The sequence below is a fragment of the Micromonospora sp. LOL_021 genome, assembly GCF_048060215.1.
Lineage (GTDB): Bacteria > Actinomycetota > Actinomycetes > Mycobacteriales > Micromonosporaceae > Micromonospora_E.
This window is the reverse complement of sequence record NZ_JBHMIN010000055.1, coordinates 32394-44716: the sequence shown is the minus strand read 5'-3', so window position 1 is coordinate 44716 and position 12323 is coordinate 32394. Positions and strand designations below refer to the sequence as shown.

The following is a 12323-nucleotide window of genomic DNA, read 5'->3' as shown; positions in this document are numbered from 1 at the left end:
ACGCCGGTCATCACGTACGGCAGCGAGGTCGGTCCGTCGCCGTCGCTGTTGCGCCTCACGTCGCTGGTCAGCCGCCGAGCTCGTCGGCGAGGTCCTGCAGGTCCTGCAGGTCCTGCATCAGCTCGGCGAAGTCGGCCGTCTCGGCGGCCGGCGGTGCCTCGATGGTGACCGCCTTGCCGTAATCGGTGTAGTTCATCGTCATGTCGCTCATCGTGCCCATGACGATCTGCACCCGACGTGGCTGGTACTGCTCGTCGACCCACACGTCGACGGCGACCTCGGTGATTTCTGCCGTGGCGAGCTGTTCCTCGAGGCCTGCGCGGATCTCGGCCTCGAACTGCTCCAGGTAGGTGTCCACCGGGGTGACCGACGTGTAGTGCACGGTCGGCACGCCGTCGATGGTCTCCTCGCCGACGACGGTGACCTCCGCACCCTCCAGCAGGGTCCGGACGTTCTGCACCGGGTCCAAGCCTTCGAGCTGTTGAGCGAGGTCGTCCGAGGTCTGACCGAGGGCGGCGAAGTCCATCTTGAACCACTTTTTGCCGTCCATGGACGCCTGATCGGCCTTGGGGATGCTCACGTAGAACGCGGTGCCGATCACCCGTACGGTGATCTCGCCGTCCTCGGGGTCGACCTGAATCAGCTCGGCGGCCGGTGAGTCGCCGAAGCTGATGACGCCGCTGACGTCGACCGGTTCCCCACCGCTGGTGCCGGTCATCGTCACCGCTGCCGAGTTGGCGCTGGTGGTGGTCTCCACGGTCTTCTGCAGCGAGCCGGTGGCGTCGCTGGCGAGCTGCGCCAGTACGCCGGACGTCTCGGCGCCGCCTTCGTCCGTTGTGGCTGATGAGCCGCCACAGGCGGTGACGGCGAGGACCGCTGCCGAGGCACCCGCCAGCAGTGCTGTCCTCATTGTAGTCTGCACGAAGTGGACTCCCAGTCGGTGTGTGCGTGGTTCTGCCGGGCGAAATCCTAGCCGCCGTGCCGTTGGCTCCTGTCCACCGGGCCTGCTGGGTCAGGCCCGTGGGCGCCGGGCTTCGGCGCTGGGATGCGGTGTCGGATTGGGCGTCGTTGGGCAGCCACCGGCCGCCCTCAGTTCGCGTGCGAGAACCAGTACACCGAGGTTCCAAAGACGGGGGCGGCGAACGGACATCGGATGCTGACCATGGAACCTCCACCGGTACGGTGACGGGACCGCCAAAGCCTAGGGCGACGCATTGACGTGCTCCACTTTCACCGTCGGTTGTTCCGCGATCCGCGTACCTCGACTGCCGTCGCATGTCCGGCATGAGCGAACAGTCAGGTAGCTCACCGACGAGTGGGCACACACCGCCCGATGAGAGTGCAGTGTGTGCCCACTGAGGAGTGAGCGCGCGGTCAGGGCACGGTCGGTGTCAGCTTGATCAACTCCCAGCCGCCCTCCGGCACGTCGTCGGTCGGATCGGTCCGCAGGTTCATCGGATTCGCCATGCCGAGGTACAGCGTCGATCCGTCGGCCACCATCGTGCGGATGCCGTAGTTGAGGTAGTTGCCGCCCAGCCCCTGCGTGTCGACCGCCGTTGCCGGCCGCAGGTTCGAGCCGAACATCCACAAGTCACCGCCGTACAGCTGCGGATCGATGGTGATCGGGTCGGGCCCGGCGGTCGACGCGGCGGCCGCCGCCGGATAGCCCAGCTCGGCCACGGTCTGCGGCAGCAGGTCCTTGGCGAGGTAGCTCCAGTCCATCGTGCCGACGAACAGCCGGCCACCGGAGACCGCCATCGTCCAGGTGTAGTTGTTGTAGATGTTGCCGAACCCCATGTGGCCGTACCGAGGCCGGTAGCCAGTGCGCGACCAGCGCCAGGCACCGGCGCCGTCGTTCGCACTGGCGTCGTACGCTGGCAGCACCGCCTCGCCGTACAGCAGGTCGACCCGCTGCCTCGCGGTGCCGAACCGCTTGCCCCGGAAGATGCTCACCGCCCGCTGCGACCGCTCCAGCGTCGTGCGGGCCGCCAGCTCGTCGACCGGCGGGTACGCCTCGGCCACCATCGCGGTCGACTTCATCGGCACATGCATCGTGCCCCAGTAGAGGTATCCACGGTACGAGGCCAGCGCGCCGAGCCCGTAGGAGCCGGCGATCACCGGATCCGGCTCGTAGGAGGCGGCACTCCAGACCTGCGTCCACCCGGCGGTGTCGTCCGGGGTCAGACCGGGTTCGGCGGCGGCCAGCGGAGGGCTCATCCACACCCCGGCGATGCCCGGGTCTGGCTCATCGGTGACCCCGATCCGGCCGGTCCGCCGGCCTTTGGCGGTACGCGCGCCGGCCGACCCGCTGCCGGCGGCCGACCAGGTGCTGACGAAGACCCGGCCGTCGTGCAACTCCAGGTCGGCGACCTGCGCCGGCAACTGCCCGACCTCGACGAAGTTGAACGGGTCGGTCCGGTCGCCGGCCCAGCGCAGGATGTGCCCGCCGTCGCGACCGTTGGGGCCGACACCGACCCCGGCGTACAGCACGCCGTCGGCGACCAGGAAGTTGCGGATGTTGCCGTACTGGGTGAAGTTGGCCGAGCCGAGATAGTCACCGGTCACCGTGTCGAAGGCGAACATGCTCACCGTGGCCCCGAGCGCCGGCCCGGCCAGCAGCACCACGCCTTGATGGGTACCGCCGGCCCGAAGGCCCAGCGTGCGGCGCAGCCGGGACAGATCGTCGGGCGACGCGGAGGTTATGTCACTGGTCTTCTCGGTCAACGTGCCGGAAGCCAGGTCGTAGACGTACGCCCGGGGCTGCCGGTGGTCACCGACGCTGACCGGCATGATCGGATTATCCTTGGCAACCTGGCTCTCGGCGAACTCGCACACGTAGTCGTCGGTCATCCGGGGGTTCGGCAGGGAGAGCGTCGCCCCGGTGACGATGCAGTTGACGTTCGACCCGGTGCCGAACCACAGCCGGTCGTTGGCCTGGGCGAGCGACCACACGTACGCCTGGTTGACCTTGGCCTGGCCGGACTCGCACGGCGGGCCGGCCGGGTAGGGCAGGCCGATACCGGCGAAGCATTCGTCCGGGGTGGCCTTGGCGAGCAGTTGCGTGTCGAACGCCGCTTCGCTGGGCGAGGGTAGCGGCCTGGCGGTGGCCGGTGACTGGGCCACTGCCAGAGCGGCGGGCAGAGCTATGAGGACGGTGGCGGACAGCAGGCGCCGTCGTGATGTCTGAAGCCAGCGCATCGATTCCCTTTCGGTCAGTGCGACCTGACCCGGTGCCGAAGGGCGAGGCCCGGGGTGGACGCTGCGCTGACAGTAAGCTAGATCGATTACCGGTCCATGTCCGACCTCCGGATGGATTCGTTGTCGTGACCGCCGAGCCGTACACCGGCCGTGCTGTCCCGTCGTCGCAGGTGGCCGGTGTACGGCCCAGGCAAGTTGCGCCGGGCTCAGCCGCAGGTGGCACCGTTGAGGGTGAACCCGCTGGGCGCGGAGCTGTTACCGGTGTGGGTGGCCTGGAAGCCGATGCTGACCGATCCTCCGGGTGGGATGGTGGGGTTGTAGCTGACGTTCGTGGCGGTCACCTGACCGCTGTTCGGGGCGTAGGTGGCGTTCCAACCGGACGTGATGGTCTGCCCGGGCGCGAGGGTGAACCTCAACGACCAGCCGTTGACCGTTGCCGTGCCGGTGTTGGTGATGGTGATGTTGTCGACCAGGCCGGAGTTCCACGCGTCGACCGTGTTGGTCACCCGGCAGCCGCCGGCCGGCGGGTTGGTCGTCGGTGGTGCCGTCGTTGGTGGTGCGGTGGTAGGTGGTGCGGTGGTGGGTGGTGCCGTCGTCGGTGGTGCGGTGGTCGGCGGTGCGGTCCCTTCGGTGAGGGTGATCGTGGAGATGCTCCGCGCGGGGACGTCGACCGTGACCTGCCCGCCGCTGACGCTCACCGGCTGTGGCTGGGCGCTCTGGGTGCGGGAGGTGACGGTGTACTCGGCCGTCGAGATGTTCTGCGGGATCTGGACGACGGCGTCGTCGACGACGCTGTTGGATCGGTTGAGAACCACCAGAGTGGTCTTGCCCCGCCCCTGGTAGGCGGTGACTTCCAGGCCGGAGACCCGGGAACTCTTCGACAGGGCGACCCGTCGGTCACCCGGCCGGACGTACTTGGCGTACTGGGAGAAGGCGTAGCCGCGTCGCAGCGGCGCGCCCCTCGTGGTGCCGTACTGTGACTCGCCGTCACCGATAAAGGAATAGAATCGGCGGCCATACCACCAGATGTACGCACTCCAACCGGATTCCATCGACCTGTGCACGGTCCGCATGATGTCGTCCAGCGTCTCGTTCCAGACAGCGGTGTTGCTGGGGTCCCCCCAGATGTTCGAGCCGTTTCCATCGGCGGCGTGCAGATTCCACTCCGTCATCCACTGGTTCTTGCCGTACTGGTTCGCGAGCGGGTAGGGGGACAGGTTCCCGCTGTTCTCCGTGTCGTACAGGTGGCCGCCGACGTACCCGATGTTGTTGCGCGCGGCGGCGTCGTACAGCGTGGGGTCGCTGTAGGCGCGGTTGAACCTCAGCGACTCACCGACCATCAGCTCGGTGTCCCGGATGGCGGCACCGTGGTCGCGGACGAAGTTGCGCATTTCGGTGCCGGTCCAGTCCATCGAGTCGTAGTCGGGGTGCCAGTCCGGCTCGTTCTGGATGGAGGTGACGTCGATGGTGACGCCCTGTCCCTTCATGTACTGCACGTAGTCGTTGAGGTGGGTGGCGTAGTCGTCGTAGTAGTCGGTCCTGAGCTTGCCGCCGTTGACCCGGCTGTTGTTGGTCTTGAAGTGCGCCGGAGCCGTCCATGGCGACGCGAGGATCTTGACGTCGGAGCCGTAGGACTTGGCCGTCCGCAGGCTGCTCACCGGCCAGCTCCACTCGCTCGACGTCGGTGACACGACGGTCCGGACGATCGACAGACCGAGCTGCCCCTGACCCATGCCGACGAGCGTCTGGGTTTCGGTGGTCGTCCATTGGTCGCCGCCGCTGCTGAAGATCGGGGTGGCGGCACCGAACCCGTCGATCGTCTGGTACGACGAGCCGGTGTTGACGGTGATGTCGGGCGTCGCGGCCATCGACGGTGGGGCGGTCAGGACGCTCGCCGCGGTGACCGCAGCGGTCACCGCGGCGAGCGCCGCCGCCGCGCCGGTTCCGCGACGCAACTGGGACGGTGGGATCTTGCCACGGGGGGCGAGCTTCATCAGGCTTCCTCTCCTCCGCCCGGCGCGATCCGGGCGGGACGGTCTGGTTCCGTCGCCGTTGCCCTCGGCTCGGACTGTCAGCACTGCCGCTCCCGCCCACTCATCATAGACGCCCATCGTTCAAAGTGGTTGTTTGGTGGGCAGCCGACTCCCGGCGGGCTTTCGGCGCCCTACGGATCACGTGGGTGAAACTCGCATATTTCCTACGGTGGCCCGGTCTGTCATGCGATTCGCGCATCACTTTATGCTGCAAGAAATGGCATTGAAGCGTGGCTATGTAAAGTCGTAAGGTCGTGTCACCTGGCAGAACTAGTGGATGGTGGTGCTCTCAATGCGGAAGCTGCTCGGCTTCGTCGCGGCACTGGCAATCGGTGTTTCCGCGACATTGTTCTTCGCGCCGTCGGCGCAGGCGACGACGGCAACATTTACCCAGACAAGTTCCTGGTCGACCGGTTATGTCGCGGAGATTGTCGTCACGAACGACTTCACTGTGCCGATCACCGGCTGGGAGTTGGCCTTCACGCTACCGGCGGGGTCGACCGTCTCCAGCGTATGGAATGCGCAGATCGCGACCAGTACGCCGCACTACACCCTGATCAACACAAGCTGGAACGGATCGCTCGCGCCGGGTCAGTCCGTCGCGGTCGGGTTCGTGGTGACCGGCACCGGCCTGCCGACGATCCTCTGGCCGCTGTAGATTCCGTACTCCGGCGCCGGTAGCGCCCGTGACGCTTCCGGCCGCTACCGGCCCGACCGGTCACCCGGTCGGGCCGGTGTGATCTCGCCCATCTTCCGCCGCCCGTGGGCGCCGGAAGATCCACCCGGGGGATTGCGTACGCCGGTCAAGTGGTTACGGTCGGCTGACCGTACCGGTGGAAAGCGGCGAGGTGACCTTGTCTGAGGTAGAACGGAATCGGCCAACCGTGGCGCGACGCGCCCGCCGTACCGTGGATGTGGCACGTTTCGCGAGGTGGCTGGCGGGTCCGGCCGGCACCGGGTTCATCGGCGTCTTCTTCACCGTCGGCACCGCCGCGTTCAGCGCGGCCGGCGGGATCGCGCCTGACCTGGCCGCCGAGGGCTGGTCGCAGGGGCGGGACCGGGTCTGGTGGCTGGTCGTCTTCCTCTGTCTGGGGGTGGCGGCGGTCGCCGGTGGCGCGGTGCTGTGGTGGTGGCGCAACCGGCTGCGGGAGACCCGGGGCATCGCGTACGTCGTCAACGAGACGGCCGCCGAGTGGACCCCGGAGCAGAAGGAAGGCTTCCTGAGCGAGGTACGGGACCAGTTCGCGGTGTTCCGGCCGGTGCCGCCGCTGCGTAGCTTCGACCGGACGGCGGTGTGGCCGCACGGCGAGGAGGCGACCCGCTGGGGTCGTGACATGGACGCCGTGGTCCGGCACTTCCAGGTCGCCAACCACGACCCGGACGGCCGGGACGCCGCGTTGGACCGGTCGCTGTTCATGTGGGCACCGTGGCCGGTGGCGGTCGCGTTCGGACAGCGGACGACGACGCTCAGCCGGGGACGGGCGGTGCGGGTCCGCCAGCGGGACAGCTTTGGCCGCCAGGGCCCGGTGCGGGCACGACCGGTCCAGGACGACGGACATTCGTTCCAGCAGCAGATCGAGCGCCCCGGCGACGGGCTGTTCGGCGAGTTGAACGTGCGACGTCACCAGGTGCGGCTGCAGATCAGCCGCAACGGTCAGCCGGGTACGGCGGCCGGACCGGAGCCGGTGCCGGCTACCGCGCCGGGGACCGCGTTGGAACCGGTGCCGGAGGTGCTGCTGCTGGTGCTGCGGACCAACCACAACCGGTTCGGGCTGCTGCCGAGCCTGCCGGTGGACGTCACCGACCGGGCCGCCCACGACGACGCGGCGGCGGGCAGTCGCGAACCGGTCGTCTTCGAGCTGCACGACGCGGTCGGGCTGGGACTGCCGGCGACGATGTCGACGGAGCTACGGGAGTGGCGTTACCTGCCGCCGCCCGGCGAGACCCAGCACCGGTGGGCGGACTATCCGGCGATCGTCGCGGCGGCGGCCCAGTGGGTGGCGGATCAGGCCGCCGCCGCTCCGGAGGCGATCGTCCTGCTCGGCGCGCAGCTGCCGCAGGAGATCTCGGTCGGGCTCGGCATCTGGTCGGCCCGGCAGTACCGCTGGCCGCGGCATGTGTGGCCGATCTACTTCCAGCTCGGTGCGCAGTTCACGATCCCGCAGCTCGATCTGGGCCGCCCCACCTGACACCGGGTCCCGGCCGGTCCTTGCCGGTCGGTTGTCGTTCGTCGGTCAGAGGCGGAACCCGGTGCAGTCCTCGGTCACCACGATGTGGAACGCGACGGTCTGGGTGTGTACGCCGTCGGTGACCTCGACCTCGGCGGTGCGCTGTGTGCCGAGCGGCAGCGCCGGCAGCAGCACGTTGACCGCCGAGCTGATCTGGGTGGGACTGTCGTTCGACCCCGGGTAAATGGGATACGTCGCGACCGATGACCCGGCGGGCAAGTGGTTGGTGTCCGTTGCCAGCTGCGGCCAACTGCCGACGAGCCTGATCAGGACGAGACTGCGCTGCCCGACGGTCGGCCGGGTGCAGATGGTCTGACCCTCGTCCACCAGGCCGGCGGCCTTCCAGGTCGCCGGTCCGGCTGCGTCGGCCGTGGCCGGTGCCGCCGACCACGCGGTGCCGCTCGCGGCTGCGGCCGGTAGGCCACCGTACGTCACCGATGCCAGCGCGGCGGCCAGGCCGAGCGCGTACGCCGTCGCGCGGTGCTTGGATCTCACGGCTGATCTCCTCAGGTCAATGGCCGACTGCTCGCCGATCGCATCCTCCGACCGGATGGATCAGGTGATCGCGACGGCCGGACTGTAGTGGACCTTTAGTCCATAGCGGCCACCTGTCTGTGTCAACGGTCGACCGGGGTATCCCCTTGGGTGCGCCTCGGCCGACGGCAGCGGAGATATCTCTGACTATAGTCAGAGATTGTGAGCTTGGAATCCCGGATCCAGACCATCCGCGCGTTCAACCGCGACGTCACCGAACGACTCGGCGTGCTGGAGGACCGCTACCTGGCACGCGACCGACCGCTCAGCCTCGATCGGCTGCTGTGGGAGATTGGCACCGAGGGCATCGAGGTCCGTGAGCTGCGCAGCCGCCTCGGACTCGACTCCGGCTACACCAGCCGGCAGCTGCGCGCACTCGAGCAGGAAGGGCTGGTCGTCGTGTCCCCTTCGGAACACGACAGCCGGGTCCGCCGGGCCACCCTCACCCCGTCGGGGTTGGCGGAGCTGGCGGTGCTGGACCGGCTCTCCGACGAACTCGTCGGGACGATCCTGGCCCCGCTGACCGAGCGCCAACGCGACGAGCTCGCTACGGCGACCGAGACCGTACGCCGCCTGTTCACCGCGTCCACGGTCGCGATCGCCGCTGCCGACCCGGCCTCGGAACCGGCGCGGTGGGCGGTCGACGCGTACCGCCGCACGCTCGACGACCGGTTCGACGGCGGGTTCCGACCGGACCGGGCCGTCCCCACCACCGACGACGCGCTGCGTCCCCCGTCCGGGCTGTTCCTGCTCGCGACACTGAAGGACCGCCCCGTCGGCTGCGTCGCCGTCACCAGGGTCGACGACACGTCAGCGGAGATCCGCCGGCTCTGGGTGTCGTCCGAGCTGCGCGGGCTGGGGATCGGACGGCGGCTGCTCGCCGCGGCCGAGGAGGCTGCGGCCTCGCTCGGGGCGGGCGTCGTACGACTGGACACCAACCGGACCCTCACCGAGGCGATCGGCCTGTACCGGGCTGCCGGATACGACGAGGCCGCCCCGTTCAACGACCAGCCGTACGCGCACCACTGGTTCGTCAAGTCGCTGACCGGCGAGCCGCTGCGCGGCGGCGGCGCCGATGCCCCACCGGGCCGAATCGGGTTCCTCGGCCTGGGCATCATGGGGCTGCCGATGGCCCGCCGACTCGCCCGCAGCGGCCTCGGGCTGACCGTGTGGAGCCGTACCCCGAAGTCCGACGACGAGCTCGCTGCGGCCGGTGCCCGTACCGCCGCGAACGTCCCGGAGGTGTTCGCACAGTGCGACACGGTGATCGTGATGCTGCGCAACGCGGACGCCGTCGATCAGGTCCTCCGTGACGTCCCCGGCGGACTCGCCCACCTCGTCGCCGGACGCACGATCGTCAACATGGGAACACTTCCCCCCGAGTACTCCACGGCGCTGGCCGACGAGGTCGAAAGCGCTGGCGGACACTACGTCGAAGCCCCGGTCTCCGGCTCCCGCCGCCCGGCGGAGGACGGCAAACTGGTCGCGATGGTGGCGGGCCGCCCCGACGTCGTCCGGCGTACCGTCGCGCTGCTCGACCCGCTGTGCGCGCAGATCGCCACCTGCGGGCCGGTGCCGTCCGGGATCACGATGAAGCTCGCCGCCAACGTCTTCCTGATCGCCCTCGTGACCGGCCTCGCCGAGGCGTTCCACTTCGCCGACCGGCACGCTCTCGACCGGGACCTGCTACGCGGCGTCCTCGACGCGGGTCAGATGTCCTCGCCGATCTCCCGGGTCAAGACCGCGAAGCTGGTCGCCGACGACCTCTCCGCGCAGGCGGCCATCGCCGATGTGCAGATGAACGCCGAGCTCATTGTCGACGCGGCCGCCGCAGTGGGGGCAGGCGTCCCGCTCAGCGAGCTGTGCCGGGCGCTCTACGCCGACGCGGTCAGCCGCGGCGACGGGGCCCTCGACATGGTCGGCATCATCCGTACCATCGCTGGCGGACAGCAGGATCACTGTCGGTGAGAGTATGGCCACGTGTGCACCGCACTTGCGGGTCACGCCCCGTCATCCGTGGCGGCGCCGCCAGTCACTCTCCTCGCGTTCCAGGGCCTGTTGCTCGGCCAGCCGGTGTTCGCGCAGCTGGTGCCGCCAGACCCCGGACCGTTGGCTGTCGGCGGCGACACCGGCGACGGTGATCGCGGTGAGCGGCAGCAGCGCCGCGAACGCCGGGATCCGGTCGACCACCGGCAGCAGCGCGGCGAGCAGCAGGACGGGTACGGCCAGGCTGGCGGCGACGCTGCGGACGGTCCGCAACTGGAAGGCCGACAACGCCACCAGGTAGAGCAGGACCCCGCCGTAGAGCGCGCGCAGGTGGATCGGTTCGAGCGGGGCGTCGTCGCCGGTCGACGACGCCCCGGCCAGGAAGGCCAACGTCTGCTTCAACCCGAGGGAGAGCAGGATGATGCCGAACAGCATGGGCAGATGCAGCAGGGTGTAGGCGTCGCGGGCGAGCCGGTCGCGGCGTACCCCGTGAGTGTGGTGCAGCACCTGCTCGGCGGCGTACGACCGGGCGTCGAAGTACGCCCACCACAGGGCGCAGATCAGGGCGATGCCGAGCAGCGTCGCGGTGATCACCGGGACGGTGCCTGGCGCCCCGATCGAGGCGCCGGAGCCGAGCCCGAGCGACAGCAGCGCCTCACCGAACCCGATGAGGATGATCTGCGCATGCCGCTCAGTCCAGTGCCCGGCAAAGACCACGGCGAACGGTTCGAGGCGGACGGTGGTCAGGTACGCGACGCCGACGCCGAGCGTCCAGAGCAGAAGGAGCGTGACGACGCCCTCGCCGGGCCACCCCAACAGTGGTACCACCGCGGCGACGAACAGTAACGCGGTGCTGGTGGCCAGCACCGGTGTGTCCCTCCACCAGGTGCCCAGTAGTTCGGGGTGCGTCCTCGCGGCGATGCGCAGCGCTGCGGCTTCCAGCAACCAGATCAGCAGGTAGCAGGTGGGGAAGCTGAACTCGCCGGGAATGACCTGCGGGACGCCGGGCTGTGCCTGCGGCGGTTCGTCGCCGAGGCCGGGTAGCGTCGCCACGGAGATGAAGACGATCGCCATGATGGTGAAGCCGTGGATCGGCATGATTCCCCAGTCGGCCCGGAGATTGTTCCCCAGCAGGGCGAACCGGGACCAGACCAGCCAGAGCACCGACAGGAGCAGAAAGATCGCCACCAGTCCGAACGGCTTCAGATCCTCGACCGAGGCAGTGGTCACGTGGATGAAGGCGAACACGAAAACCAGGTCGTAGAACAACTCGAGGCGAGAGACCTTCATGCCTGGTGCGGCGGGCATGACCGAAGAAGTCGGTTTTGTGGCTTCCACGACCGACAGTATGCGACGGAGGCTGGGGCTTCCGAGCCCGGAACGTTTGCTGCGCGAAGTCGAGGGAACCGCCATCGTCGTCAGGATCGGGGGCGGAGGCCGTCGATGGACAGCAGTGCGGTCGCGGCGGTGCTCGGGTGCCGGCCGCTCGCGGTCGCCACCGCGACGTTCCAGTGCGGCGGTTCGGTGATCGGCACGAAGCGCGCGGCGGTCCGCTTGGTGGTGAAAAACTGTGGCACGACGGCGACACCCAGCCCGTGACTGACTAGGTCGAGCAGCCAGTGCACGTCGTTGACCTCGAAGGCGACCCGCCGGTCGACGCCGGCGGCGGCCATCGCCTGGTCGACGACGTCCCGGCTGATCCAGCCCGGGGAGAAGTCGACGAAGGTCTCACCGGACAGCTCGCCCAGGTCGACCTTGGCGCGATCGCCCAGCGGATGCTCCGGCCCGCAGGCCAGCACCATCGGCTCGGCCCGGATCGGGGCCAGCGTGACGCCGGTCGGCGCGCTGGCCGGCGTCGACACGAACGCCAGGTCGAGGTCGCCGGTGCGGACCCGTTCGACCAGGTCCGGTGACCCGCCCTGGCGGAGTCGGATCTCGACGCCGGGGTGGGCGGCGTGGAATCGGGCCAGTGCCGCCGGCAGGTCGACCGCGCCCAGGCACTGCAGGGTGCCGACCGCCAGCTTGCCGCGCAGCAGCCCTCGGACTGCGGCCACCGCGTCCTTGGCAGCGGCGACGTTGGCCAGGGCGTGCCGGGCCTGGGTGAGCAGCGCCCGGCCCTCGTTGGTCAGCTCGACGCTGCGGGTGTTGCGGACGAACAGGCTGGCGCCCAGCTCCCGTTCCAGCGAGCGGATGGAGGCCGACAGGCCGGACTGCGCGACGTGCATCCGCTCGGCGGCCCGGGTGAAGTGCCGCTCCTCGGCGACCGCCACGAAGTACTCGAGCTGACGCAGCTCCACGATTCATCACCAAAACTGATCGCCGGGATCGGATCCTTCTGTTGGAC

Annotated in this window: 9 protein-coding genes; 3 read left to right on the top strand and 6 right to left on the bottom strand. The window is 69.2% G+C overall.

Going from position 1 to position 12323, the window contains the following annotated elements:
• Positions 1-67: 67 nt before the first annotated feature.
• The 3 genes from ACFHWT_RS26560 to ACFHWT_RS26550 all read right to left on the bottom strand — a co-directional run bounded on the left by ACFHWT_RS26560 (position 68) and on the right by ACFHWT_RS26550 (position 5192).
• A complete protein-coding gene (locus ACFHWT_RS26560) occupies positions 68-910 on the bottom strand; it encodes a hypothetical protein (protein ID WP_416597419.1) in 843 nt (280 codons plus the stop codon).
• 464 nt (positions 911-1374) lie between these two features.
• On the bottom strand, positions 1375-3123 hold the full coding sequence (locus ACFHWT_RS26555; RefSeq protein ID WP_416597418.1) for a hypothetical protein: 1749 nt from the start codon (positions 3121-3123) through the stop codon (positions 1375-1377).
• Positions 3124-3404: 281 nt separating this feature from the next.
• The gene (locus tag ACFHWT_RS26550) at positions 3405-5192 is read right to left on the bottom strand and encodes a cellulose binding domain-containing protein (RefSeq protein ID WP_416597417.1); all 1788 of its coding nucleotides are present in this window, start codon (positions 5190-5192) and stop codon (positions 3405-3407) included.
• Positions 5193-5523: 331 nt separating this feature from the next.
• On the opposite strand from ACFHWT_RS26550, the gene ACFHWT_RS26545 reads away from it, so the two are divergent.
• Positions 5524-5889, top strand: coding sequence for a cellulose binding domain-containing protein (locus ACFHWT_RS26545; protein ID WP_416597416.1), 366 nt, complete (start codon positions 5524-5526; stop codon positions 5887-5889).
• A 256-nt stretch (positions 5890-6145) separates the two neighbouring features.
• Positions 6146-7420: a hypothetical protein gene (locus ACFHWT_RS26540; RefSeq protein ID WP_416597415.1), complete on the top strand. Its 1275-nt coding sequence runs from the start codon at positions 6146-6148 to the stop codon at positions 7418-7420.
• A gap of 45 nt (positions 7421-7465) precedes the next feature.
• On the opposite strand, the gene ACFHWT_RS26535 is transcribed toward ACFHWT_RS26540, so the two are convergent.
• A complete protein-coding gene (locus ACFHWT_RS26535; RefSeq protein WP_416597414.1) occupies positions 7466-7954 on the bottom strand; it encodes a DUF5980 family protein in 489 nt (162 codons plus the stop codon).
• 201 nt (positions 7955-8155) lie between these two features.
• Here ACFHWT_RS26535 and ACFHWT_RS26530 point away from each other — a divergent pair, with 201 nt between their 5' ends.
• On the top strand, positions 8156-9961 hold the full coding sequence (locus ACFHWT_RS26530) for a GNAT family N-acetyltransferase (RefSeq protein ID WP_416597413.1): 1806 nt from the start codon (positions 8156-8158) through the stop codon (positions 9959-9961).
• Positions 9962-10003: 42 nt separating this feature from the next.
• On the opposite strand, the gene ACFHWT_RS26525 is transcribed toward ACFHWT_RS26530, so the two are convergent.
• Both ACFHWT_RS26525 and ACFHWT_RS26520 read right to left on the bottom strand, forming a co-directional pair.
• Positions 10004-11317 carry a low temperature requirement protein A gene (locus ACFHWT_RS26525; RefSeq protein WP_416597412.1) on the bottom strand — a complete coding sequence of 438 codons (1314 nt, stop codon included), beginning with the start codon at positions 11315-11317 and terminating at the stop codon, positions 10004-10006.
• A gap of 80 nt (positions 11318-11397) precedes the next feature.
• The gene (locus ACFHWT_RS26520) at positions 11398-12276 is read right to left on the bottom strand and encodes a LysR family transcriptional regulator (RefSeq protein WP_416597411.1); all 879 of its coding nucleotides are present in this window, start codon (positions 12274-12276) and stop codon (positions 11398-11400) included.
• Between the last annotated feature and the right edge of the window lie 47 nt (positions 12277-12323).

Coding starts and splice junctions, on each gene's coding strand:
- ACFHWT_RS26545 (WP_416597416.1), top strand. CDS start 5,524: ATGCGGAAGCTGCTCGGCTTCGTCGCGGCACTGGCAATCGGTGTTTCC.
- ACFHWT_RS26550 (WP_416597417.1), bottom strand. CDS start 5,192: ATGAAGCTCGCCCCCCGTGGCAAGATCCCACCGTCCCAGTTGCGTCGC.
- ACFHWT_RS26560 (WP_416597419.1), bottom strand. CDS start 910: ATGAGGACAGCACTGCTGGCGGGTGCCTCGGCAGCGGTCCTCGCCGTC.